Below are 22746 nucleotides of genomic sequence, written 5' to 3'. Positions count from 1 at the left end.
TTCGACGACAGAGGGCTCTGCTTGATACCATTTTGCCGGACCCGATACGGTGCACGCAAGCCGCTACGCGGCTCGATGCGTTAGCCGCTCTTTCCTTGTTGCGCCCAATGTCCTTGCCTTCGCTGCCGGCTTTCGCCATGAAGGCCGATGAACTTGCCTCTGCCAGCCAGCACCCGCCAGCGGCTCGACGACCTGCTCGTCCAGCGCGGCCTGTTTGCCAGCCGCTCGCGTGCCCGTGACGCGGTCGAGCGTGGCACGGTGACGGTTGACGGTGTCATGGCCCGCAAGCCCGGTCAGAACGTTTCGCCGCAATGCCTTGTTGCCATCGATGATCCGGCGCAGGGCTATGTCTCGCGCGCGGCGCTGAAGATGATTGGCGGGCTCGACCATTTCAGCCTCGACCCAACCGGCCGCGAAGCGCTCGACATCGGCGCCTCGACCGGCGGCTTCACCCAGGTCCTGCTCGAACGCGGCGCGTCCCATGTCACGGCAATCGACGTCGGTCATGGCCAGATGCATCCCGATGTCCGCAAGGACCCGCGCGTGACGGCCATCGAGGGGCTGAATGCACGGGATCTCACTGCCGAGGATCTTGCCGGCCGTATTCCGGATTTCATCGTTTCCGACGTCAGCTTCATCTCGCTGAAACTGGTGTTGCCGCCGGCGCTCGCCATTGCGAAGCCCGGTGCCGCCGCGATCTTTCTGGTCAAGCCGCAATTCGAGGCGGGTCGCGAGGCGATCGGCAAGGGCGGTCTGTTGAAAGACCCCTTCGATGCCGCCCGTGTCGCCGGCCTGCTGCAGGATTGGCTTGATGCCGTTCCCGGCTGGCGCTCGCTCGGCCTGCATCTGTCGCCGATCGAAGGCGGCGACGGCAATCGCGAATTCCTGCTCGGTGGGATCAAGGATCGATGAGTACGCGCTTCACCATCAAAAAGCTGGGCGCCCAGGGCGACGGCATTGCCGAGACTGAAAGCGGCGATCTGTTCATTCCCTTCACGCTGCCGGACGAGACCGTCACCGCCGCGCGCGAAAGGGATCGCGCCGCGTTGATGGCGGTGCTGGAAGCCTCGCCGCTGCGCATCGAACCCGCCTGCCGCCATTTTACCGAATGCGGCGGCTGCGCCCTCCAGCATTTCGAGGCCGAAGCCTATCGCCAGTGGAAACGCGACAAGGTGGTGCACGCCTTGAAGGGCTTCGATTGCGACATCGATCCGCTGGTCGCCTGCGCGCCGCACACGCGCCGCCGTGTCGTGCTCGCCGCCCGGCGCAGCGACAAGGGTATGCTGCTCGGCTTCAACCGCCATCTGTCGCCAGAAATCATTTCCATATCGGAATGCCCGATCTCGCTGCCCGAGATCGTCGCGGCACTCGACCGGTTGAGGGCGCTCGCCGACCTGATATGCGCCACCACCAAGTCGTTCCGGATGGCGGTCACCGTGACCGGTTCCGGCCTCGACGTCGCGGTGCATGAGTCCGGCAAGCTCGGCGAACACCAGCGCCGTATCGCGTCCAATTTTGTCCTTGCGCAGGGATTTGCCAGACTGTCCATCGACGACGAAATTGTCATCGAGCCAAGGAAGCCCGTGGTCATGTTCGGCAGCGTTGCGGTCGCGCTACCGCCTGGCGCCTTCCTGCAGGCAACCGAGGCCGCCGAACAGACCATGGCCGAGATCGTCGGCGGCCATCTCAAGCGCGCCAAGAAGGTCGCCGATCTTTTCGCCGGCTGCGGCAGCTTTGCCTTGCGGTTGGCTGCGAAGTCGGAAGTCCATGCAGTGGAAGGCGATGCGGCGGCACTTTCGGCGCTGGACAAGGGATCACGCTTTGCGACCGGCCTGAAGCGGGTGACGGGCGAACGCCGCGACCTGTTCCGCCGGCCGCTGACGTTCAAGGAGTTGAACGCCTTTGACGGCCTGGTGTTCGATCCGCCGCGCGCGGGCGCCGAGGACCAGTCGAAGCAGATCGCCCGATCGGATGTTCCCTTCGTTGCCGCGGTGTCCTGCAATCCGGTGACGCTGGCTCGCGACCTGCGCATTCTCATCGACGGTGGCTATCAACTGAAAAGTGTGACGCCGATCGACCAGTTCCTGTGGTCGCCGCATGTCGAGGCGGTCGCCCTGCTGGAAAAGCCGAGAAAAAGGCGCGGCTGAGCCGGACAATGATCACGTTTGGTTGAGACCGGGCAATCCGGCCGCTTGAGGCCGGATTGACGCCGCAAAGCCGCCTTTTTGCGCCGGCTAGTCTGGGCTCTGGGGCGGAAGCATCGGCACTCTCACCTGACGGATGATCGTAATGCGGACGGTCTCGAAACTCCTCGCTTTCTTCCTTGCCCTCACCATTTTCGCGTTTGGGTCGACGGATGGAGCGCTGGCGCAAAGCCAAAAGCGCCTTGCCTTTGTCATCGGCAACGCTGCGTACCCGGCGGGCGCACTGGCGACTCCGGCCAACGACGCTGGCCTGATTGCCCAGACATTGCAGGCGGCCGGGTTCGACGTGGTCGGCGCGCGTGATGTCGACCAGGAATCTCTGCGTGGCGCTTATCGCGATTTCCTCGCCAAGGTGACGGCAGCCGGTCCCGACGCGGTGGTATTCGTCTATCTGGCCGGCCAGGGCCTGCAATTCGAGGGCGAGAACTATTTCGCGCCCATCGATGCCCAGATATCCAACGCCGCCGATGTGCCGATGGCCGCGGTACGGGTTTCCGATCTCACCAAGCCGCTCGCCGCGTTGCCGACGAAGGTCAACATCGTCGTGCTCGACGCGGCGCGGGCAAATTCCTTCGCCAGGTCGAACCAGCCGCTGGCCGGCGGCCTCGCACTGGTCGATCCCGATCCGAACATGCTGATCGCTTTCAACGCCGCCCCGGGCACGGTCGCGCCGGAAGGCAAGGGCCCGTACGGCGCCTATGCGCAGGCGCTCGCCGAAATGATCCGGGACGGCGGGCTGCAACTGGGCGACGTCTTCGACCGCACGCGGCTGCGCGTCAACGAGGTGACGCAGGGCGCGGAGGTGCCCTGGAACGTCTCCAAGATCAGCGATCCCTTCGTCTTCTTCGACCGTGGACCGGATGCTCCGGCGCCGCAGGTTTCGGCCGCCGAGGTGCGGACAAACCGCACCAAGGAGATCCGCGACTTCGATGCGCATGACGCCTATATCGCGGCTCTCGATCGCGACACGATGCGCGGCTACGAGGATTTCATCGTCGCCTATCCGCACGACCCGATGGCCAAGCGCGTGCGTGCCATTCAGGCGGCGCGGCGCGAGGCGATCACCTGGCGCCAGACCTGGCTCAGGGACACGCCCGAAGCGTACTGGTCCTATCTCGATCGCTACCCGCATGGTCCGCATGCCTGGGACGCCCGCCGCCGGCTCAAGCATTTCGACGCCGCACTGGAGCCGCCGCAGAGTTTTGCCGTCTACGCCTATGACGTGCCGCCGCCACCGCCGGAAGAGATCGTCTATGTCGACCGGCCCGTGCTTTATTTCGACGACCCCGAGTTCGACTTCGATCCGCCGCCGCCTGTGGCGGTGATCTTCCTGCAACCGCGGCCGCGCGACTTCATTGAGCTGCCACCACCACCGCCGCCAGTCGGTATCTTCCTTCTGCCGACGCCTGCCTTTGTGCCGGTGCCGGCCTGGGTGAACCCGCCGCATGACATCTTCCCGCCGCCGAACGACGTCATCTTCAACAACATCCACAACACCACCATCGTCAACAACACGACGATCAACGAGAACCAGGGTGGCCTCACCACCGGCCAGAAGCTGACCGCGGGTGCTGTGGGCCTTGGTGCGGCCGCTTTGGCGACCAAGGTGGCGCTGCCGGCTTTCCTGCAGAAGAAGGAAGCGACGCTCGCCAAGGTCAATCCGGGCGGCCTGCCGTCGAAACTGGTCCGGACGGGCCAGCAGAACGGCGTCGCGCCGCGGGCGGACAGGCTAGCCGGTCACGCTCTGCCCGGCGCGGATGGCAAGACGCTGCCGCTGGTCAACGGCAAGCCTGTGCTCAATGGCCAGAACCTGCCCGATGACCGCTATGGGAAGCGCAAGCAGGGCGTTGCAGCCGGGAACGCTGCCGCGACCGCCAATGGCGGGACACCGGTTCCGAATGGACAGGGCAAGGGCGGCAAGCTCCGCAAGCTCCCGGCCGGGGGTGCCACGCCCGTTGGCAACGGGCAGGACGCCCAGCAGAAACTGAAGACCAACAATCCCATAGCGCTCAACGGCCAGATCGCGGCCAACGGCAAACTCAAGAAGCTTCACGGTCAAGCTGGGGGCGGCCCGGCTACGACGAATGGGGCCGTCAACGGACAGGGCAAAGGCCCCAAGTTCCACAAGCCGCCGGTCGATGGCGGACCGGCGGGCGACAAGGTCTCGAGCGGCAATCCGCACCGTCAGGTCAAGCAGCAGGCACAGGTGCTTTCGAAACCGCAAAAGCCTGAATTCCACGCCGCCCAGATGCGTCGGCAGCCGTCGGCACAGCAAAAACCGCAGCGGGAGGCTGGCAAGAAGCCGCCTTGCGGACACCCCAATGAACCTGCCTGCAAGAAGTAGTGTTTGTCGGACCGCGAAACATGGCCGTGCCGCGCGACACACGATGCCATCACAACTTCGTGGTTGGCCAAGGCCAAGATTGCGCGCTGCTTTGGCTCACTGATACCAGTCAACGTTGGGTGGGGCGCTCAAGGGAGTAACAATAATGAGGATTGCAAGCGTTCTGACATCGATCGCCGTGGCCGGGCTCGTTGCGACGGGAGCTGCCGCGGCAGCGACGACAGCAGCAACCACGACGGCGCCGGCCACCACCACAGCCGCCCCCATGAAGAAGGCGGCGGCGACTGCCACGACGCCTCAGAAAACCGCGATTTCAAAGCAATGTTCGGCACTTGCCGATGCCCAGAAGTTGCACGGAAAGGCACGCGAGAAGTTCCGGGCCGACTGCAAGAAGAACGGCGGCAAAGCCACCTGATCAGAGGTCTATCCACGGTGATTGTTGCCAGCCTGCCCTGCCGGGGAGATGGCGGCGGTTTCCGGAAAATATGAACCGGGTTTCCGTCTGAAGCCGGTTTCACCTGCGCTCGATCAAGGGCGCATGAGACGGTCGTGGGACCTTCCGTTCTGACCGCTGAAAATTCGCCGAACGTCCGCAGCGCGCCGAACGTCCGCAGCGCCTGGACCGCTGCGGTCCTGACACAAGCTCCTCAGTCGACGAGCTTGACGGCCTTCGGCGTGCCACCCCGCTTGTTGATCGACACCCAGATATTCGGGTTCTGCTGCGATTGGCGTTTCACGAAGTAGTAGCCGGTCGCGTTCCACGGCCTGATTTCGTTGACCAGATTGTCGAGGACCAGATCGCCCTTGTCGGTTTTCACCGTCAGGATGGTGTGGCCTTCATTGTCGAGGTCGTGCACCACGGTCATCAGCAGCGCCTGCCGGGGGAATCCAGCCTCCTGAAGAAGCTTGCGCTTGTAGAGTGCGTAGATCTTGCAGTCGCCCTTGCCGTCAACCGGGTAATCCCAGTGGTCCGCCATCGTGCCCCAGTGATCGAAATTGCTGACGGGTTTGATGGCGCTGTTAGCCTTCTGATTGATCCGCTTGAGGGTGCGCAGGTTCTGCGCGGTCAGCTTGACGCTCGCGGCCGGCAGAGCCGGCACCTTGCACTCTTTTGGTCGGCGATGGCAGAAATCGACCCAACCGTAGGGGACGCTGGTGGAGCCGCCCACCGCGGCGGAGAGTGACCCATCCTTGGATGGTTGCGCCGATATTCGCTTGAACAAGGTCGACTGTGCCGCCGCCGGGCTGACTTGCAGGGATGTCGCACCAATCAGCGAAACGAAGCCAAGCAGGATAGACGAAGTCAGGACGGAAGAATGCCGCATTGCCGAAACCACCACCGCAACGAGGAAACTGGTACTGCGTTCGTGCGCAAAAGGCAGCCCAGGCATTCAGACACTTAACAATTTCCTAACGTGGATTGTGTTCACTTCAAGGTGCCCACCAGGATTCAGGCTGGAAAACGCCGGCCTCACCCCGTCGCTGAGAGAATACGCTCCACAAAGGCAGGCACTATCTGTGTCGCTGGACCTTCCATCTGTTCGTCGAAGCGGGAGGCCCAGCCGGCACATTTCAAATTGAGTTCGACCGTCAAGGCGCCGGCGGCGCGCGCCTCCTCGACGAACCCGGCCGCCGGGTAGACGCTGCCGCTCGTTCCGATCGCCAGGAACAAGTCGCAACGCGTCAACGCCTCGCCGATCTCTTCCATGCGGTGGGGCATCTCGCCGAACCAGACCACATCGGGCCGCAACTTGCCTTTGGCGCCGCAGGCCTGGCATCCGGATTGAACCACGATGTCACCGGCCCAGGCGCTGCTTCTGCCACAGTCCTGACAAAGCGCGCGGCCGAGTTCGCCATGCATATGGATCAGGTTTCGCGAGCCGGCGCGCTCATGCAGATCGTCGATGTTTTGGGTGACGAGGAGGACGTCGCCCTGGACTTCGCGCTCAAGCCTGGCGAGTGCTGCGTGGGCGGCGTTCGGTTCGACGCCGTCCATCTGCCGCCGGCGCATATTGTAGAAATCCTGCACCTTGGCGGGGTCGCGGGCAAAACCTTCGGGCGTCGCAACGTCTTCGAGGTTGAATTTCGCCCAGACACCATCCGGATCGCGAAAGGTCGCGACCCCCGATTCCGCCGAAATACCGGCGCCTGTCAGAATGACGATCTTGGATCTGGACATGATCGCTTGCCCCCGGAAACATCTTTTAGAAGGCGACGTTACCGGAACGATCCCAAGGCCTCAAACCCGGGTGCCGCCGACCGTCATCTGGTTCATCCTGAGATGCGGCTGGCCGACGCCGACCGGCACGCCTTGTCCGGCCTTGCCGCACATGCCGATGCCATTGTCGAGCTTCATGTCGTTGCCGACCATCGAGACGCGGTGCATGGCATCCGGTCCGTTGCCGATCAGCATCGCGCCCTTGATCGGCTGCGTCACCTTGCCGTTCTCGATCATGTAGGCCTCGGTGCAGCCGAACACGAATTTGCCTGACGTGATGTCGACCTGGCCGCCGCCGAAGGAGACGGCATAGATGCCGTTCTTGACCGAAGCGATGATCTCGTCCGGCTCCATGTCGCCTGACGTCATGTAGGTGTTGGTCATGCGCGGCATCGGCTGGTGCGCATAGCCTTCGCGCCGGCCGTTGCCGGTGGCTTTCATACCCATCAGCCGGGCGTTCTGCCGGTCCTGCATGTAGCCGACCAGTTTGCCGTCCTCGATCAGCACGTTGCGGGCTGACGGCGTGCCTTCATCGTCGACGGTTAGCGAGCCGCGCCGCTCGGCGATGGTGCCGTCGTCGACGACGGTGACGCCCTTGGCGGCGACCTGCTGGCCCAGCAGGCCGGCGAAAGCCGAAGTTCTCTTGCGATTGAAGTCGCCTTCCAGCCCGTGCCCGACGGCTTCGTGCAGCATAACGCCCGGCCAGCCGCTGGACAGTACGATGTCGAAGGTGCCGGCCGGAGCAGGGATCGCCTCGAGATTGACCAGAGCCTGCCTGAGCGCTTCCTTTGCTGCGTGCCTCCAACTGTCCTCAATCAGGAAGTCGCCAAACGCCTTGCGTCCGCCCATGCCGTAGGACCCGCTTTCCTGGCGGTCGCCATCGCCGACGACGACCGAAACATTGATGCGGACCAGCGGCCTGATATCGCGCACCACCTGGCCGTCGGCACGGACGATCTCGACATGCTGCCAGGACGCGGCAAGCGAGGCCGTCACCTGGCGCACGCGCGGATCCTCGGCGCGCAGCCAGGCGTCGATTTCCTGCAGCAGCTTTGCCTTGGCCTCGAAGGAGGGCGAGGGGATTGGGTTCTCGTCGCCGTAGAGATGGCGGTTGGTGCGGGCGGGTGCGGCGGCTAGCGTACCGGAATAGCCGCCCTTGACGGTCGAGACGGCAGCGGCCGCCCGCAGCAGCGAGGCCTCGGACAGGTCGCTCGAATGGGCGTAGCCGCTGGCTTCGCCGGCGACCGCGCGCAGGCCAAAGCCCTGGTCGGTGTTGAAATTGGCGGTCTTCAGCCGGCCATTGTCGAACATCAGCGCTTCGCTCTCGCTGTATTCGAGAAACAGTTCGCCGTCGTCGGCGCCGTTGATGGTGTCCGCAACGATCTGCTTGATGCGATCGTCTGAAATGTCGAATTGGCCGATCAGGCTGTTCATGGCGCATCCGTTCGTGGGAAGAGAGCTGGTTTCCCACGATGTAGGCGCGAAGCCGCGCCGAGACAATCGCCCCCGACGCGCTGAGCGGGCAAATGCGCTCGCCGACAGAGCGCCGGCGTCACTTTTGGTTGATGAAATCCTTGATGTTGGTGGTCATCGAATCCCAGTTCGAGAACTGTTCCTCGAGATTGGCCTTGGTGATGCCGCCGATGAAGCTGACATCCATCTTGAAATTGGAACCGTCGCCGGAAAACGCCTTCACCCAGCGATACTTCTTGTTCCACTCGTTGGCTTGCTCGGCCGTGAAAGCGTCGGTGTAGCCCGAGGAAAACTGGATGGATTTGCACTTCTCGTGGTTCTCGCAGCCATAGAAGTAGATGAGATATTTCATCCCCTCGAGCCGGCCGGAGACCATGGGGTCGCCACCGTCGTCCTTGTCCAGCTTGGCCGAGCCGTAGCCCTTGGCCATGTCGAGAATTGCAGCCGGATCAGGCGCCGTGATGATTTCGCTATCTTCAGCCCGCGCACCGGAAATCGCGCCGGTCGAAATCAGACCGGCGGATAAAAGCATTGAAAACGAGCGCATGATGATCCCCACCGCCAAAAACCCGCATCCCCCGGGAATTCTGCGTCAGGGCCGGGTCTTTCGCAAGCGTCTTGCTTGTCAGGGAAGGGCAGCGAAGCCGTCGGCAAAGCCCTTGAGGTCGACCGGGATGCCGATGCCTTCTTCAGGCGTCTGAAAGACGATGAACGTCGCCGACGTGCCGGTCTTCAGCGTGTCGAGCAGCGGTTTTTCGAGAATGACTTCCGCGTAGCAGCCGTCCTGGAAGCAGCGCACGAAATAGGCGCGGCCGATGTCCTTGCCGTCGACATTGAGGCCGAGCCCGTTCGGCAAAAGCACGCCGAGCGGCGCCAGCACGCGCAGGATCTCGGCCTTGTTGTCGGCGGTGCGCAGCACGACGACCGACAGCCCCATCTCCGGCCGATCCTCGGCGACGACATTCTGCATCATCACGCATTGTTCAGAGGTTGCACCGGCCGGCGTGTCGCAGATGATCGACCATGCGCCATGCGTCGAGCGCACCGTGCCGCTCGGCTGGGCGGCATTGGCCTGACCGGTGACGAACAGACCGGCCGCGGACAAGACGGCGAGAAACACGGCCTTCGCCAGTGCTCTCGAAAGCTCCTGTCTCGTATGCCTCAGTCCCGAAAGCCAAGAGTTCATGACGGCTCCATTGCGAATCACGGCACTTTAAGCCGCGCCAATGCCAAGTAAAGGACGAGACCGCGGCCGAACTGTCCCGAAACAGGCAATACAGCGCTTTTCCCTGCCAAATTCGCCTGAATTACGACGCTTCGCACACCCCGCCAGCATGAGGCGGGCAACCCGCCGAACATACGCGATTCGTCGCCGTGGCCGCTGCCCCGGAAGGGCCATGCCAGCTTGCGCGCAAAAATGCCGCACAGTTTCCTCCGCTCCTTTCTTGCGGAGGGAAAAAGAGTATGGTTTGAACCACCTTGAGACTGTCGGGATTCCCGTCCCGGCATTGTTCGTTATTCTCGTTGGCGCGGCCGCGAGGAACTGGGAGACGAAGAGGGCGATGAGAAATTTCCTAGCAGACGCCAAGTTTCTAGCCAGTGCTGGGGCTGCCACCGCGTTTTTCGCCGGCACATCCGCCCATGCCGATCAGCCCGTGAACTGGGAGACGAGCTTCCAGGCGCCGGCGACCGACATGATGCGCCAGATCGAGTGGTTCGGAAACTACACGATGTGGTTCATCGTCCCGATCACCATTCTGGTGCTGCTTCTCCTCGCCTACTGCATCGTGAAATTCCGCGCGAGCGCAAACCCGGTTCCCTCCAAGACCAGCCACAACACGCTGATCGAGGTGATCTGGACCGTCGGCCCGGTCGTGATCCTGCTCTGCCTCGCCATTCCTTCGTTCCAGCTGTTGACCGCGCAGTACACCCCGCCGGAAGAAGCCAAGCTGACCGTCAAGGCAACCGGCAACCAGTGGAACTGGGATTACGAATACCAGACCGACAACACGCTCTCCTTCAACTCCGCCATCCTCCAGGAGGGCGACCGTGCCGCCGCAGGCAAGGAAGACCGCAAGGTCTATCCGCGACTGCTCGCCGTCGACAACGAGTTGGTGGTGCCGGTCAACACGATGACCCGCGTGCTGGTCACCGCGACCGATGTGATCCACTCCTTTGCCATGCCGTCGTTCGGCATCAAGATCGACGCCGTTCCGGGGCGCACCAACGAGACCTGGTTCAAGGCGGAGAAGGAAGGTATTTTTTACGGCCAGTGCTCGCAGCTCTGCGGTAAGGACCATGCCTTCATGCCTATCGCCATCCGTGTCGTCTCGGATGCTCAGTTCAAGACATGGCTGGCGGCAGCCAAGACCAATCTGCCCGGCGCCAACAAGACGCTCATGGCCGAGGTCGACGGCCAGAACAAGGTAGCGGCCGCCGGCAATTGATGCCGCGGGTTAGCAAGATTTAGGGAACGGAGCGGAACATGGCAGACGCTGCAGCTCACGACGAGCACGACCACAAACCTTATCACGGTTGGGTGCGCTGGGTTTATTCGACCAATCACAAGGATATCGGCACGCTCTACCTGATCTTCGCGATCATGGCCGGCATCATCGGCGGCGCGCTGTCGGTTGCCATCCGCATGGAACTGCAGGAGCCTGGCATCCAGATCTTCAGCGGTCTGGCGCAGATGGTCTACGGCATGAATGGTGACGCCGCGATCGACGGCGGCAAGAGCATGTACAACGCCTTTGCCACCGCGCATGCGCTGATCATGATCTTCTTCATGGTCATGCCGGCCCTGATCGGCGGGTTTGCCAACTGGATGGTGCCGATCATGATCGGTGCTCCCGACATGGCGTTCCCGCGCATGAACAACATCTCTTTCTGGCTGCTGCCGCCGGCCTTCATCCTGCTGCTCACCTCGATGTTCATGCCGAGCGCGCCGGGCGCCTACGGTGTCGGCGGCGGCTGGACGCTTTATCCGCCGCTGTCGACCTCGGGTCAGCCCGGGCCGGCCATGGATCTGGCGATCCTGTCGATCCACATTGCCGGTGCCTCCTCGATCCTCGGCGCCATCAACTTCATCACCACCATCTTCAACATGCGCGCCCCTGGCATGACGCTGCACAAGATGCCGCTGTTTGCCTGGTCGGTACTGGTCACCGCCTTCCTGCTGCTGTTGTCCCTGCCGGTTCTGGCCGGCGGCATCACCATGCTGCTCACCGACCGCAATTTCGGCACCACCTTCTTCGCTCCCGATGGTGGCGGTGATCCGATCCTGTTCCAGCACCTGTTCTGGTTCTTCGGTCACCCGGAAGTCTACATCCTGATCCTGCCGGGCTTCGGCATCATCAGCCACGTCATCTCGACCTTCTCGAAGAAGCCGGTGTTCGGCTATCTCGGCATGGCCTACGCCATGGTCGCGATCGGCGCCGTCGGCTTCATCGTGTGGGCTCACCACATGTACACGACCGGCCTGTCGCTCGACACGCAGCGCTACTTCGTCTTCGCCACCATGGTCATCGCGGTGCCTACGGGCGTGAAGATCTTCTCCTGGATCGCAACGATGTGGGGCGGGTCGATCTCGTTCAAGACGCCGATGCTGTGGGCGCTGGGTTTCATCTTCCTGTTCACCATCGGCGGCGTCACCGGCGTCCAGCTGGCCAATGCCGGCCTCGACCGCTCGCTGCATGACACCTATTTCGTCATCGCCCACTTCCACTACGTGCTGTCGCTGGGCGCGGTGTTCGCGATCTTCGCCGGCTGGTACTACTGGTTCCCGAAGATGACCGGCTACATGTACTCGCCCGTCATCGCCAACACCCACTTCTGGGTCACCTTCGTCGGCGTCAACCTGATCTTCTTCCCGCAGCACTTCCTCGGTCTTGCCGGCATGCCGCGTCGTACCATCGACTATCCGGACGCGTTTGCCGGCTGGAACTATGTGTCGTCTATCGGCTCCTATATCTCGGCCGTCGGCGTGGCGATCTTCCTCTACGGCGTGTTCGAAGCCTTCCAGAAGAAGCGGATCGCCGGTGCCAATCCATGGGGCGAGGGCGCCACCACGCTCGAATGGCAGCTGCCTTCGCCGCCGCCGTTCCACCAGTGGGAGCAACTGCCGAAGATCAAGTAAAGCGGCTCCCCGCTCGAATACGAAACCGCCGGCCCGCCGGCGGTTTTGGCCAACGGAATGATGGACTGAGTACGCATGGCCCTAGTCGACGAAACCAGCATTGACCAAGCCGGCTTCCGCATGTCGGAAGCGACGGCGGGCGATTTCTTCGCCCTGCTGAAGCCGCGCGTCATGTCGCTGGTGGTGTTCACCGCCTTTGTCGGGCTGGTAGCCGCACCCGTGACCATCAATCCGCTGCTGGCGGTGATTGCCATCCTGTCGATTGCTATCGGTGCCGGCGCCTCGGGCGCGCTCAACATGTGGTACGACGCCGATATCGACGCGATAATGACCAGGACGGCCAGCCGTCCGGTGCCGTCCGGCCGCATCCAGCCGCACGAGGCGCTGACCTTCGGCCTGGTGCTCTCGGTGCTGTCGGTGATGACGCTCGGCGTTCTGGTCAACTGGCTGTCGGCGAGCCTGCTGGCCTTCACCATCTTCTTCTATGCCGTCGTCTACACGATGTGGTTGAAGCGCTGGACGCCGCAGAACATCGTCATTGGCGGTGCAGCCGGCGCCATTCCGCCGGTCATAGGCTGGGCCGCGGTGACCGGGTCGGTCAGCCTCGAAAGCATCATCCTGTTCCTGATCATCTTCCTGTGGACGCCGCCGCATTTCTGGGCGCTCGCGCTGTTCAAGTCCGAGGATTATGGCCGCGCCGGCATACCGATGATGCCCAATGTCGCCGGCGAGGCGTCGACCCGCCGTCAGATCTTCGCCTATGCGCTGGTGCTGGCCCCGGTCGGCGTGCTGCCGTGGCTGCTCGGCTACACCTCGCCGATCTATGGCGTGGCCTCCGTGCTGCTGGGCGCTGGCTTTGTCTGGTATGCGTGGAAAGTGCTCGGCATGGCCGACGATGACCGCGCCATGAAGCCGGCCAAGGCGCTGTTTGCCTATTCGCTGCTTTATCTCTTCGCCATCTTCGCTGCCTACCTGGCCGACAGCGTTGTCGAACGCGCACTTGCCATGGGTGGGGCATGACCATGGTCGAGGAAAAACTCGAGACGGTCACTTTGACCGATCGCCAGAAGAAAGCCCAACGCAGCCGATCCATCGCCATAGGCGTGGCGCTGGCGGCGCTGGTCGTCATTTTCTACATCGCGACGATCGTCAAGTTCGGTCACAATCTGGGCACGATGTGATGAGCGTCGAGATGTCCAAAAAGCCGGCCGGCAAGAACAGCAACGCCATCGTCGCGGCGGTCTGCCTTGCTTTCTTCACCGGCATGATCGGCATGGCCTATGCCGCCGTGCCGCTCTACAAGATGTTCTGCCAGGCGACGGGCTATGGCGGCAAGACGCAGCGTGCCGAGAAGCAGTATGCAGGCCGCGTGCTCGATCGTGAGATCACGGTGCGCTTCGATGCCAATATTGCCGGCGTGCCGTGGGAATTTCAGCCGGTCCAGCGCTCGATGACCATGAAGATCGGCGAGACCGTGCAGGCGCATTACCAGGCGACCAACAAGTTCGATCGCCCCGTCACCGGCCGCGCCACCTTCAACGTCCAGCCGGAACTGGCGGGTCCGTATTTCAACAAGGTCGAGTGCTTCTGCTTCACCGACACATCGCTGAAGCCCGGCGAGACGCTGGACATGCCGGTCCTGTTCTACGTGGATCCCGATATCGTCAACGTGCCGGAACTGAAGGACGTGAAGACGATCACCCTGTCCTACACGATGTTCCCGGTCGAGAAGACCAAGCCGGTCGCCTCCTCGGAGCCGGTCCAGGGCAGCAGCAAGACAATTTCCAATACCGAAGCAAATCTCGGGGGTTGATATGGCAGACGCGCACGCAAAACCACAGCATGACTATCATCTCGTCGACCCGAGCCCATGGCCTTTCCTGGGCTCGATAGGCGCGCTCGTCATGGCCTTTGGCGGTGTCGCCCTCATGGAGTACCTGAAGGGCGGCACCTTCCCGATCTTCGGCTTCAACATCGCCAACCCGTGGCTGTTCTTCATCGGCGTCGTGATCGTGCTCTACACCATGTTTGCCTGGTGGTCGGACACGATCAAGGAAGCGCATGAGGGCCATCACACGCGGGTCGTGTCGCTGCATCTGCGCTACGGCATGATCATGTTCATCGCCTCCGAGGTGATGTTCTTTGTCGCTTGGTTCTGGGCCTATTTCGATGCCAGCCTTTTTGCCGGCGAGGCACAGAACTACGCGCGCGCCACATTTACCGGTGGCGTCTGGCCGCCAAAGGGCATGGAAGTTCTCGATCCATTCCATTTGCCGCTCTACAACACCATCATCCTGCTGCTGTCGGGCACAACGGTCACCTGGGCGCACCATTCGCTCATCCATGGCGATCGCAAGGGCCTGATCAACGGTCTGGTGCTGACCGTCGGCCTCGGCATGCTGTTCACCATGGTGCAGGCCTACGAGTACATGCACGCTCCGTTTGGCTTCAAGGATTCCATCTACGGCGCCACCTTCTTCATGGCCACCGGCTTCCACGGTTTCCATGTCATCATCGGCACCATCTTCCTGCTGGTCTGCCTGATCCGGGCGATGAAGGGCGACTTCACCCCCAAGCAGCATTTCGGCTTCGAGGCGGCCGCCTGGTACTGGCACTTCGTCGACGTGGTCTGGCTGTTCCTGTTCGCCTCGATCTATGTCTGGGGATCGGTCGGCGCGGTGATCGAAGGCCACTGATCTCGGCCTTTGGAATTTCGATTTGGGTAGGGGCGGCCGCGGCGACGTGGCCGCCTTCTTCTTTTCGGCGCAATGATCGCCGATCGATTGCCAATGCGGCCGACAACTCCCTGGGCGATTTGCGCATTCATCCTCCTGGCGTTCCCGGCCCATGCGGCTGAGACGGTCGATCTGGTGCGTGTCCACAAGGCGGAAAGGCTGCTGGAACTGATCGGCGGCGGCAAGGTTCTGCGCAGCTACAGCATCGCGCTCGGTGGGGATCCCGTCGGCCACAAACACCAGGAGGGTGACCAGCGCACGCCCGAGGGTCGCTATGTCCTCGACTGGCGCAACCCCGACAGCATCGCGCACAGATCGATTCACATCTCCTATCCCAATGCCGACGATCTGGCGGCCGCGACGGCACGCAATTCCGACGCCGGTGGCATGATCATGATCCACGGCCAGCCGAACGGTTTCGGCTGGTGGGGCTGGCTGCTTCAATTGGTCGACTGGACCGATGGCTGCATTGCCGTTACGGACACTGACATGGACGAAATCTGGGCAATGGTGGCTGACGGCACGCCGATCGAGATCGGGCAATAAGCAATGAGCGACGACAAGGCGATCTGGCCTCCGATCGAACCGATTTCGGCCGGCCTGCATGGCCGTTGCCCGCGCTGTGGCGAGGGGCGGCTGTTTTCCGGGTTCCTCACCGTCGGCAAACGCTGCGTCAATTGCGGCCTCGACTATTCCTTTGCCGATGCCGGCGATGGGCCGGCGGTCTTCGTCATCCTGATCATCGGCTTCCTGATTGTCGGCCTGGCGCTCTGGGTGGAAGTGACGCTGAGCCCGCCGCTCTGGCTGCATCTGTTGATATGGATCCCGCTGGCCATGGTGCTGTGCCTGACGGCGCTGCGGCTGATCAAGGGCGTGCTGCTCACCCTGCAATATGCCAACAAGGCGGCGGAAGGCCGGCTGGACCGCGGCGAATGAGCGAGGCATACATCAAAAGTGACGGCCGTTCGCGGCCAAGGTCGGCATTGCTGCTCGGCCTTGGCCTGGTGCTGCTTTTGATTCTGCTGGCGCTCGGCACCTGGCAGGTCCAGCGCCTGCACTGGAAGGAAGGTCTCCTGCAGACCATCGACCAGCGCACCCACTCGGCGCCACGCCCACTGGCCGATGTCGAGAAGGAATTCGCCTCGACGGGGGACGTCGACTACACGCCGGTTACGGTCTCCGGCACGTTCCTGCATTCAGGCGAACGGCATTTCTACGCGACCTGGGAGGGTGATGCCGGCTTCAACGTCTACACGCCGCTTGCCCTCGACGACGGCCGCTTCGTGCTGATCAACCGTGGTTTCATACCCTATGATCTGAAGGATCCCGCCAAGCGCCCCAAGGGGCAGGTGACAGGCAAGGTGACCATCACCGGGCTCGCCCGCAATCCACTGCCGGCAAAGCCGTCGATGATGCTTCCCGACAATGATGTGGCCAAGAACATCTTCTACTGGAAGGACCGCGACGTCATGGCGGCGAGCGCCGGCCTGCCTGTCGGGTTCACGCTGGTGCCGATCTTCATCGATGCCGACAAGACGCCGAACCCCGGCGGTCTGCCGGTCGGAGGCGTCACCATCATCGATCTGCCGAACAGCCATCTGCAATATGCTGTCACCTGGTATGGGCTTGCGGCAGCACTCGCCGCCGTGCTCATCCTGCGGCTTCGCCGTCCCGCGAAAGAGGAATGAACGCGCGACACCCTTGACAGGGCAGGGGTAGCCACCTCATTTCGGCGCTGACGAACCGGCCAGGATTTAATGCTTCAGACAACCACCAAGCCTCCGCTGACGATCCGGCTCTGCCAGCCACGCGGTTTTTGCGCCGGCGTCGACCGTGCCATCCAGATCGTCGTGCTGGCGCTGAAGAAATACGGCGCGCCGGTCTATGTCCGTCACGAGATCGTCCACAACCGCTACGTCGTCGAGGGGCTGCAAAGCCTTGGCGCCGTCTTCATCGAGGAGCTTTCCGAAATCCCGGCCGAACACCGGCAGTCGCCGGTCGTCTTCTCGGCGCATGGCGTGCCGAAATCGGTGCCGGCGGATGCTCAGGCGCGCAAGCTGTTCTATCTCGACGCAACCTGTCCGCTGGTCTCGAAGGTCCACAAGCAGGCGATGCGCCATCAGCGGCTTGGCCGCCACGTGCTGTTGATCGGCCACGCCGGGCACCCCGAGGTGATCGGCACGATGGGGCAATTGCCAGAGGGCGCGGTCACGCTGATCGAGACCGAGGCCGATGCCGCCAGGCTTGAGCCCGCCGATCCAAAGGCTCTTGGCTTCGTCACCCAGACCACGCTGTCGGTCGAGGACACTGCCGGCATCATCCGTGCGCTGCAGGACCGCTTTCCCGACCTTCAGGCGCCGGCGGCGGAATCGATCTGCTACGCCACCACCAACCGCCAGGAAGCGGTCAAGGACACCGCCCCGGGCGCTGACCTCTATCTGATCGTCGGCGCTCCCAATTCCTCAAATTCGCGCCGCCTTGTCGAAGTGGCGGAGCGTGCCGGTGCCACCATGTCGCTTCTCGTGCAGCGAGCCGCCGAGATTCCGTGGAATGACATCGGCAACATTTCGACGCTCGGCCTGTCGGCAGGGGCATCGGCGCCGGAGATCATCGTCGACGAGATCATCGACGCGTTCCGCCAGCGCTTCGATGTCACCATCGACTTGGCCATCACGGCCACCGAAACAGAGGATTTTCCGGTCATGCGGGTACTGCGCGATGTCGAACTGACGCCGGCCGACATGGCCTTCGTCAATGGAGCCGCGTAGGGCAGATGGCGGTCTACACCGACGTTGCGGAGGGCGAACTCGGCGCTTTCCTGAAGCACTACCCGGTCGGCGATCTCCTGTCCTACAAAGGCATCGCCGAAGGCACCGAGAATTCGAATTTTTTGCTGCACACCTCGACTGGCTCCTACATCCTGACGCTCTACGAGAAGCGCGTCGAGAAGGCGGATCTGCCGTTCTTCCTCGGGCTGATGGGCCATCTCGCCAACAAGGGCGTGTCCTGCCCGCTGCCGGTGATCGCGCATGACGGCAGTGTCATCGGCACGCTGGCCGGCCGTCCGGCTGTCATCATCACCTTCCTCGAAGGGCTTTCGCTGCGGCGGCCGACGGCAACGCATTGCGCCGAGGTCGGCAAGGCGCTGGCCGCCCTGCACCTTGCCGGCGCCGATTTCTCGATGACCCGTCCCAACGCGCTCGCCATCGACGGCTGGCGCAAGCTTTGGAACGCAGCCCGCGATCGGGCCGACGAGGTCGAGCCTGGGCTGGCGGCCGAGGTCGACGCCGACTTTGCCGATTTCGAGCGCAATTGGCCGAAAAACCTGCCCGAGGGCATCATCCATGCCGATCTTTTCCCGGACAACGTCTTCTTCCTGGGCGAAAAGCTTTCCGGCCTGATCGACTTCTATTTCGCTTGCGATGACCTTTACGCCTATGATGTCGCCACCTGCCTCAACGCCTGGTGCTTCGAGAAGGATTTTTCCTTCAATCTCACCAAGGGCAAGGCCCTGCTTGAGGGCTATCAAAGCGTGCGTCCCTTGAGCGCTGAGGAAAAGGCGGCATTGCCGATGCTGGCACGCGGTTCGGCATTGCGCTTCATGCTGACACGGCTCTACGACTGGCTGACGGTTCCCGATGGCGGGCTGGTCATGAAACGCGACCCGACCGAATATATCAGGCGGATGCGGTTCCATCGGGCAATCAAATCTGCTTCGGAATATGGATTGGCCGAATACGGGGTATCATGAGCAAACAGGTTGAAATCTTCACCGACGGCGCCTGTTCGGGCAATCCAGGCCCTGGCGGCTGGGGTGCTATCCTGCGCTTCAACGGCACCACCAAGGAGCTTTCCGGCGGCGAAGCCGAAACGACCAACAACCGCATGGAGCTGCTGGCGGCCATCTCGGCGCTCAATGCGCTGAAGGCGCCTTGCACGGTCGAGCTTCACACCGACAGCAAATATGTCATGGACGGCATTTCCAAGTGGATCCATGGCTGGAAGAAGAACGGCTGGAAGACCGCCGACAAGAAGCCGGTCAAGAACGGCGAGCTCTGGCAGGCGCTCGACGAAGCCAACCGCCGCCACAAGGTTACCTGGAACTGGGTCAAGGGCCATGCCGGCCACGCTGAGAACGAGCGCGCCGACGAATTGGCACGGGAAGGCATGGCGCCGTTCAAGAAGGGCTCTTTCAAGCCAACGGTGTCGGCGCCAAAGCCGGACATCCAGGCAAAGCAGCCGGCGGCCACAAAGGCGCGTCGTTCGACCCAGAGTTATTGATTTCCGGCAGCCGGTCCGCTCTCAGGCAAGAACCCCGATCGTGCCGATCCTCTACTATGTCACGCATCCCCAGGTGCAGATCGATGCCGCCATTCCCGTGCCGAAATGGGGGCTGTCCGACATAGGACGGGCAAGAGCCGTTGCCATGCTCGATCAGCCATGGGTCGGTTCAATCCGGCGTATCGTATCGTCGGGCGAGCGCAAGGCGACAGAGACCGCGGAGATCCTCGCAGCGCATCTCCACCTCGCGGTCGAGGTGAGGGAGCGCATGCACGAGAATGACCGCTCCGCGACAGGCTTTCTGCCGCCGCCGGAGTTTGAAGCGGTCGCCGACCAGTTCTTCGCCAACCCGGACAGCAGTATTCGTGGCTGGGAGCGAGCCATAGATGCCCAGAGCCGTATCGTGCGTGAGGTCAGCGCCGTGCTCGCCGGTGATGAGGCCTGCGACATCGCTCTCGTTGGCCATGGAGGCGTTGGAACGCTGCTGCTGCTGTCTCTCAGCGGGCGGAGGATCAGCCGCGAAGCGGATCAACCAGCAGGCGGTGGCAACTATTTTGCCTACGACATCGACGCGCGCCGCGTCATCCATGGGTGGCAGCCGATCGACAGGCTGGAGCAGCCCTAACCCTCAGCGGATCAGCAGCGCCGTGCCCCAAAGGCCGAGCGCGAACACGGTATGCGCCACCAGGTTCAGCGCCCGGATCTGCATCGGATTGGGTCGCTTCGAGGCTGCCCATCCGGCGCCCATGCCGGGTGCCAGCAGGAACCAGCCGGCGCCGACGGTGACGATGCCGAGGATGAAGGCCGGCAGGAAGGTCGGCGCGGCCAGCCAGCCAGCTCCAGCCACCACGACCAGGATGATGCCGTAGACGATGCCGACGAAATAGTGAAACGCCCAGCCCAGCGCCACTTCATGTGCGTAAGGCTCTGCCTCGCCAATATCGTTGTGAAAGACCTTGTCGGTGAGATGCCAGACCCAGCGGCCGACCGGTCCCCAGTTCGGCCGGGGTTGGCCGAACGCCTTGTGCAGGAAGATGGCCCAGAGATCCATCAGCACGGTAGCGCCGATCCCGATCGCGACAGCACGCCAGAAGACGTCAAACATTGTTGGGATCCCCCGAAAGCCAGCAGTTCTGGAGCGCAAGCGGTTGTCGGGCGAGGTCGGCCGTTGCGGCCTCGCCCGATGCGGCCGTTGAAGCTTAGAGTTGCCCGAGAATATGCGCCGCGCCGGACTCGTCGACGCCGGGCTTGGTCTCGACATTGACTACGGTGACCTTGCCGTCGTCGATGATCATCGAAAACCGCTTCGAGCGCAGGCCCATGCCGCCGGCGGAAAGGTCGTTGTCGAGGCCGACCGCCTTGGCGAAATCGCCATTGCCGTCGGCGAGGAACAGGATCTTGCCCTCGCCGCCGGTGAAGCGCGCCCAGGCGCCCATGACATGGACGTCGTTGACCGAAACGACGGCGATGGTGTCGACGCCGCGTGCCAGGATGGCATCATGGTTTTCGAGATAGCCGGGCAGATGGTTGTTGCTGCAGGTCGGCGTGAAGGCGCCGGGAACGCCGAACAGAACCACCTTCTTGCCCGGGAAAATTTCTGCAGACGTGATCGCCTTGGCACCGTCGGCGGTCATCGTCTTGAAGGTCGCTTCGGGCAGCTTGTCGCCAACGGAGATGGTCATGAGTTCCTCGCTTGGGGAATGGGAAGGATGTCCGCTTGCGTAGCGAACTCGGCGGCTTCCTGCAATCGTCTGGGCAAGCTGGATCAAGGGAAAGGCAAAAGCCCTTCGACGGCGCCCGCCGAACTCGTCAGCGTGTAGTGAAGCCCGCCATCCGTTGGCGTTGTCGAAGGGCGGTCGAGGATCGGCACGGTGAAGATCAGCTTGCCGTCCTTCTCGCTGCGGGCAGGGGTGCCGAACATATAGTCCCGCTCGCCGGCGACGAAGAAATCCGCCGCCTCGGGGTCACCGGGAAAGCTCGCCTCGACAACCAGCGTTTCGTGATCGCCCGGCAGCACGTTGATGCCGAAATCGGGCTTTGCCGGCGCCGGCAAAGCCGTGAAACTCGCCTTCACCAGGGCTGCGTCGTCGGCATTGTCAGGATCGGAAGCAGGGTCGACGGTCAGCCGTGTCTGCACCGGGATACAGATTGTTTCACAAATGCCGAGAAAGATATCGGCATCGATGACTGCCGGCTGGTTCGGCGTCGCCAGCGTGAATGTCACAGGCAGCGAGATCGGATAGTTGTAGCCAGCCCATTTGCCATAACCATCGTCGTGGCGTTGGGGTGCTGGAAACGAGAGTTGGGCATCGGCGATGTTGGTGCTGGCCGAAATGTCGATCTGCGGCGGCACGCCCGCGTCGCCCGGATCGCGCCAATAGGTCTTCCAGCCGGGCTTGAGCGCGATGTCGAGAACACCCTGGATGCGGCCGGCCTCATCGGGTTTGCCTGATGTCACCAGCCGCACCTTGCCGCCTTCGCTGTTGTACCAGGCGGAGGAGGAGGCGGAGGCGGGGAGGACAGCCGCCGATCCGATGGCGGCGCCGAGCAGCAGGATTTTCAAGCTTTGCATGGCGGTGATTTGATCGTCCGTTCGTGGCTTCGCAATGATTTCATCGCCCTCCCGGTATCATATTTGCGTGACCCCTGCTGGCAAGCCACGGCGGCCTGGCCTCATGGGCTTTGGTCGAATCCGGTGCGGCGCATCTTTTCGGCGCCCGGGAAACACGGTACCTTCCCTGCCATGGATTTGTTGCGCCACAAAAAGACAGCCGCTGGACGCGGCTTTCTCGACGATCAGTTCCTGATTGCCATGCCCGGCATGAAGGACGATCGTTTCACGCGCTCGGTCATCTACATCTGCGCGCACTCAGATGAAGGCGCGATGGGCCTGATCATCAACCAGACACAGCAGATGCTGTTTCCGGACCTCCTGGTGCAACTCGGCATCATGAACGAGCAGGAGGCGATCCGCCTGCCGGCGCAAGCGCGCGATTTCGTCGTGCGCAATGGCGGCCCTGTCGATCGCAGCCGGGGCTTCGTCCTGCATTCGGGCGACTACCGCGTGGAATCGTCGCTGACCGTTTCCGACGACATCTGCCTGACCGCGACCGTCGACATTTTGCGCGCCATATCGTCGGGCCGCGGCCCGCGTTACGCGCTGATGGCGCTCGGCTATTCGGGCTGGGGTGCGGGCCAATTGGAAACCGAGATCGCCGAGAATGGCTGGCTGACCTGCCCGGCCAGCCCCGAGCTTCTGTTCGACGCCGACATCGAGCGCAAATACGATCGCATCCTCGCCTCGATCGGCATCGACCTCGCCCACCTCAGCCTGGCCGCCGGACACGCCTGAC

General features: G+C 62.8%; 26 protein-coding genes. 18 read left to right on the top strand and 8 right to left on the bottom strand.

All coding sequences use genetic code 11. The features are described 5' to 3' along the window. The first annotated feature begins 147 nt into the window (after positions 1-147). The 4 genes from AC56QX_RS29455 to AC56QX_RS29440 all read left to right on the top strand — a co-directional run bounded on the left by AC56QX_RS29455 (position 148) and on the right by AC56QX_RS29440 (position 4963). Positions 148-912, top strand: a complete 765-nt coding sequence (locus AC56QX_RS29455) for a TlyA family RNA methyltransferase (RefSeq protein WP_497112025.1) — start codon at positions 148-150, stop codon at positions 910-912. Continuing rightward, positions 909-2147, top strand: a complete 1239-nt coding sequence (locus tag AC56QX_RS29450; protein ID WP_497112024.1) for a class I SAM-dependent RNA methyltransferase — start codon at positions 909-911, stop codon at positions 2145-2147. Before AC56QX_RS29455 ends, AC56QX_RS29450 begins: the two co-directional genes overlap by 4 nt. Before the next feature lie 133 nt (positions 2148-2280). Further along, entirely contained in the window at positions 2281-4548 is a 2268-nt protein-coding gene (locus AC56QX_RS29445; protein ID WP_497112023.1) for a caspase family protein, read from the top strand. A 145-nt stretch (positions 4549-4693) separates the two neighbouring features. Continuing rightward, complete coding sequence (locus tag AC56QX_RS29440) at positions 4694-4963, top strand: PsiF family protein (protein ID WP_497112021.1); 270 nt, start codon at positions 4694-4696, stop codon at positions 4961-4963. A 232-nt stretch (positions 4964-5195) separates the two neighbouring features. Here the strand turns inward: AC56QX_RS29440 and AC56QX_RS29435 are convergent, their stop codons facing one another. The 5 genes from AC56QX_RS29435 to AC56QX_RS29415 form a co-directional block, all read right to left on the bottom strand. Continuing rightward, complete coding sequence (locus AC56QX_RS29435) at positions 5196-5873, bottom strand: transglutaminase-like cysteine peptidase (RefSeq protein ID WP_497112020.1); 678 nt, start codon at positions 5871-5873, stop codon at positions 5196-5198. Between the two features lie 146 nt (positions 5874-6019). Continuing rightward, on the bottom strand, positions 6020-6727 hold the full coding sequence (locus tag AC56QX_RS29430) for an NAD-dependent deacylase (protein ID WP_497112019.1): 708 nt from the start codon (positions 6725-6727) through the stop codon (positions 6020-6022). Between the two features lie 60 nt (positions 6728-6787). Then, positions 6788-8200: a metalloprotease TldD gene (gene tldD / locus AC56QX_RS29425; protein ID WP_497112018.1), complete on the bottom strand. Its 1413-nt coding sequence runs from the start codon at positions 8198-8200 to the stop codon at positions 6788-6790. Between the two features lie 118 nt (positions 8201-8318). Then, the gene (locus AC56QX_RS29420) at positions 8319-8786 is read right to left on the bottom strand and encodes a YbjN domain-containing protein (RefSeq protein WP_497112017.1); all 468 of its coding nucleotides are present in this window, start codon (positions 8784-8786) and stop codon (positions 8319-8321) included. A gap of 78 nt (positions 8787-8864) precedes the next feature. Further along, the gene (locus AC56QX_RS29415) at positions 8865-9425 is read right to left on the bottom strand and encodes an invasion associated locus B family protein (protein WP_258584930.1); all 561 of its coding nucleotides are present in this window, start codon (positions 9423-9425) and stop codon (positions 8865-8867) included. A 376-nt stretch (positions 9426-9801) separates the two neighbouring features. Here AC56QX_RS29415 and coxB point away from each other — a divergent pair, with 376 nt between their 5' ends. The 13 genes from coxB (at position 9802) to AC56QX_RS29350 (ending at position 20018) form a co-directional block, all read left to right on the top strand. Beyond that, on the top strand, positions 9802-10686 hold the full coding sequence (gene coxB, locus AC56QX_RS29410; RefSeq protein WP_497112016.1) for a cytochrome c oxidase subunit II: 885 nt from the start codon (positions 9802-9804) through the stop codon (positions 10684-10686). Between the two features lie 38 nt (positions 10687-10724). Next, positions 10725-12377: a cytochrome c oxidase subunit I gene (gene ctaD, locus AC56QX_RS29405; RefSeq protein WP_497112015.1), complete on the top strand. Its 1653-nt coding sequence runs from the start codon at positions 10725-10727 to the stop codon at positions 12375-12377. A 75-nt stretch (positions 12378-12452) separates the two neighbouring features. Next, entirely contained in the window at positions 12453-13397 is a 945-nt protein-coding gene (locus AC56QX_RS29400; RefSeq protein WP_497112014.1) for a heme o synthase, read from the top strand. Beyond that, positions 13394-13558 carry a cytochrome c oxidase system small membrane protein gene (locus AC56QX_RS29395; RefSeq protein ID WP_258584926.1) on the top strand — a complete coding sequence of 55 codons (165 nt, stop codon included), beginning with the start codon at positions 13394-13396 and terminating at the stop codon, positions 13556-13558. Before AC56QX_RS29400 ends, AC56QX_RS29395 begins: the two co-directional genes overlap by 4 nt. After that, complete coding sequence (locus AC56QX_RS29390) at positions 13558-14190, top strand: cytochrome c oxidase assembly protein (RefSeq protein WP_497112012.1); 633 nt, start codon at positions 13558-13560, stop codon at positions 14188-14190. Before AC56QX_RS29395 ends, AC56QX_RS29390 begins: the two co-directional genes overlap by 1 nt. Position 14191: 1 nt before the next feature. Continuing rightward, positions 14192-15073 (top strand): cytochrome c oxidase subunit 3, encoded by an 882-nt coding sequence (locus tag AC56QX_RS29385; protein ID WP_027058181.1) that lies wholly within the window; start codon positions 14192-14194, stop codon positions 15071-15073. Positions 15074-15166: 93 nt separating this feature from the next. Further along, a complete protein-coding gene (locus tag AC56QX_RS29380) occupies positions 15167-15658 on the top strand; it encodes a L,D-transpeptidase family protein (RefSeq protein WP_497112011.1) in 492 nt (163 codons plus the stop codon). 3 nt (positions 15659-15661) lie between these two features. Continuing rightward, positions 15662-16048, top strand: coding sequence for a DUF983 domain-containing protein (locus AC56QX_RS29375; RefSeq protein WP_497112010.1), 387 nt, complete (start codon positions 15662-15664; stop codon positions 16046-16048). Further along, positions 16045-16800 carry an SURF1 family protein gene (locus tag AC56QX_RS29370; RefSeq protein WP_497112009.1) on the top strand — a complete coding sequence of 252 codons (756 nt, stop codon included), beginning with the start codon at positions 16045-16047 and terminating at the stop codon, positions 16798-16800. The genes AC56QX_RS29375 and AC56QX_RS29370 overlap by 4 nt, the downstream gene beginning before the upstream one ends. 69 nt (positions 16801-16869) lie before the next feature. Continuing rightward, the gene (gene ispH, locus AC56QX_RS29365) at positions 16870-17880 is read left to right on the top strand and encodes a 4-hydroxy-3-methylbut-2-enyl diphosphate reductase (RefSeq protein ID WP_497112008.1); all 1011 of its coding nucleotides are present in this window, start codon (positions 16870-16872) and stop codon (positions 17878-17880) included. Between the two features lie 5 nt (positions 17881-17885). Then, a complete protein-coding gene (locus AC56QX_RS29360) occupies positions 17886-18863 on the top strand; it encodes a homoserine kinase (RefSeq protein ID WP_497112007.1) in 978 nt (325 codons plus the stop codon). Further along, entirely contained in the window at positions 18860-19393 is a 534-nt protein-coding gene (gene rnhA / locus AC56QX_RS29355) for a ribonuclease HI (RefSeq protein WP_497112006.1), read from the top strand. The genes AC56QX_RS29360 and rnhA overlap by 4 nt, the downstream gene beginning before the upstream one ends. Before the next feature lie 40 nt (positions 19394-19433). Beyond that, complete coding sequence (locus tag AC56QX_RS29350) at positions 19434-20018, top strand: histidine phosphatase family protein (protein ID WP_497112005.1); 585 nt, start codon at positions 19434-19436, stop codon at positions 20016-20018. 3 nt (positions 20019-20021) lie between these two features. Here AC56QX_RS29350 and AC56QX_RS29345 read toward each other — a convergent pair whose 3' ends face one another. From AC56QX_RS29345 to AC56QX_RS29335, 3 genes are all read right to left on the bottom strand, one after another. Then, positions 20022-20498 (bottom strand): DUF2938 domain-containing protein, encoded by a 477-nt coding sequence (locus AC56QX_RS29345; RefSeq protein WP_497112004.1) that lies wholly within the window; start codon positions 20496-20498, stop codon positions 20022-20024. A 94-nt stretch (positions 20499-20592) separates the two neighbouring features. After that, positions 20593-21075, bottom strand: a complete 483-nt coding sequence (locus AC56QX_RS29340; protein ID WP_497112003.1) for a peroxiredoxin — start codon at positions 21073-21075, stop codon at positions 20593-20595. An 83-nt stretch (positions 21076-21158) separates the two neighbouring features. Then, complete coding sequence (locus tag AC56QX_RS29335; RefSeq protein WP_497112002.1) at positions 21159-21965, bottom strand: protein-disulfide reductase DsbD domain-containing protein; 807 nt, start codon at positions 21963-21965, stop codon at positions 21159-21161. Between the two features lie 171 nt (positions 21966-22136). Between AC56QX_RS29335 and AC56QX_RS29330 the strand changes: the two genes are divergently transcribed. Further along, positions 22137-22745 (top strand): YqgE/AlgH family protein, encoded by a 609-nt coding sequence (locus AC56QX_RS29330; protein WP_497112001.1) that lies wholly within the window; start codon positions 22137-22139, stop codon positions 22743-22745. Position 22746: the final 1 nt, after the last annotated feature.

The sequence above is a fragment of the Mesorhizobium sp. RCAM 06353 genome, assembly GCF_059683585.1.
This window is presented reverse-complemented; position numbering and strand designations above follow the sequence as displayed.

Excerpts from the sequence above, each read along its gene's own strand:
- AC56QX_RS29340 (WP_497112003.1), bottom strand. The coding sequence starts at position 21,075 with ATGACCATCTCCGTTGGCGACAAGCTGCCCGAAGCGACCTTCAAGACG.
- AC56QX_RS29420 (WP_497112017.1), bottom strand. The coding sequence starts at position 8,786 with ATGCGCTCGTTTTCAATGCTTTTATCCGCCGGTCTGATTTCGACCGGC.
- AC56QX_RS29435 (WP_497112020.1), bottom strand. The coding sequence starts at position 5,873 with ATGCGGCATTCTTCCGTCCTGACTTCGTCTATCCTGCTTGGCTTCGTT.
- AC56QX_RS29445 (WP_497112023.1), top strand. The coding sequence starts at position 2,281 with ATGATCGTAATGCGGACGGTCTCGAAACTCCTCGCTTTCTTCCTTGCC.
- AC56QX_RS29330 (WP_497112001.1), top strand. The coding sequence starts at position 22,137 with ATGGATTTGTTGCGCCACAAAAAGACAGCCGCTGGACGCGGCTTTCTC.
- AC56QX_RS29360 (WP_497112007.1), top strand. The coding sequence starts at position 17,886 with ATGGCGGTCTACACCGACGTTGCGGAGGGCGAACTCGGCGCTTTCCTG.
- AC56QX_RS29380 (WP_497112011.1), top strand. The coding sequence starts at position 15,167 with ATGCGGCCGACAACTCCCTGGGCGATTTGCGCATTCATCCTCCTGGCG.
- AC56QX_RS29440 (WP_497112021.1), top strand. The coding sequence starts at position 4,694 with ATGAGGATTGCAAGCGTTCTGACATCGATCGCCGTGGCCGGGCTCGTT.
- rnhA (WP_497112006.1), top strand. The coding sequence starts at position 18,860 with ATGAGCAAACAGGTTGAAATCTTCACCGACGGCGCCTGTTCGGGCAAT.
- AC56QX_RS29400 (WP_497112014.1), top strand. The coding sequence starts at position 12,453 with ATGGCCCTAGTCGACGAAACCAGCATTGACCAAGCCGGCTTCCGCATG.
- AC56QX_RS29345 (WP_497112004.1), bottom strand. The coding sequence starts at position 20,498 with ATGTTTGACGTCTTCTGGCGTGCTGTCGCGATCGGGATCGGCGCTACC.
- tldD (WP_497112018.1), bottom strand. The coding sequence starts at position 8,200 with ATGAACAGCCTGATCGGCCAATTCGACATTTCAGACGATCGCATCAAG.
- AC56QX_RS29430 (WP_497112019.1), bottom strand. The coding sequence starts at position 6,727 with ATGTCCAGATCCAAGATCGTCATTCTGACAGGCGCCGGTATTTCGGCG.
- ctaD (WP_497112015.1), top strand. The coding sequence starts at position 10,725 with ATGGCAGACGCTGCAGCTCACGACGAGCACGACCACAAACCTTATCAC.
- AC56QX_RS29370 (WP_497112009.1), top strand. The coding sequence starts at position 16,045 with ATGAGCGAGGCATACATCAAAAGTGACGGCCGTTCGCGGCCAAGGTCG.
- AC56QX_RS29415 (WP_258584930.1), bottom strand. The coding sequence starts at position 9,425 with ATGAACTCTTGGCTTTCGGGACTGAGGCATACGAGACAGGAGCTTTCG.
- AC56QX_RS29385 (WP_027058181.1), top strand. The coding sequence starts at position 14,192 with ATGGCAGACGCGCACGCAAAACCACAGCATGACTATCATCTCGTCGAC.
- ispH (WP_497112008.1), top strand. The coding sequence starts at position 16,870 with ATGCTTCAGACAACCACCAAGCCTCCGCTGACGATCCGGCTCTGCCAG.
- AC56QX_RS29335 (WP_497112002.1), bottom strand. The coding sequence starts at position 21,965 with ATGCAAAGCTTGAAAATCCTGCTGCTCGGCGCCGCCATCGGATCGGCG.
- coxB (WP_497112016.1), top strand. The coding sequence starts at position 9,802 with ATGAGAAATTTCCTAGCAGACGCCAAGTTTCTAGCCAGTGCTGGGGCT.
- AC56QX_RS29375 (WP_497112010.1), top strand. The coding sequence starts at position 15,662 with ATGAGCGACGACAAGGCGATCTGGCCTCCGATCGAACCGATTTCGGCC.
- AC56QX_RS29455 (WP_497112025.1), top strand. The coding sequence starts at position 148 with ATGAACTTGCCTCTGCCAGCCAGCACCCGCCAGCGGCTCGACGACCTG.
- AC56QX_RS29450 (WP_497112024.1), top strand. The coding sequence starts at position 909 with ATGAGTACGCGCTTCACCATCAAAAAGCTGGGCGCCCAGGGCGACGGC.
- AC56QX_RS29390 (WP_497112012.1), top strand. The coding sequence starts at position 13,558 with ATGAGCGTCGAGATGTCCAAAAAGCCGGCCGGCAAGAACAGCAACGCC.
- AC56QX_RS29395 (WP_258584926.1), top strand. The coding sequence starts at position 13,394 with ATGACCATGGTCGAGGAAAAACTCGAGACGGTCACTTTGACCGATCGC.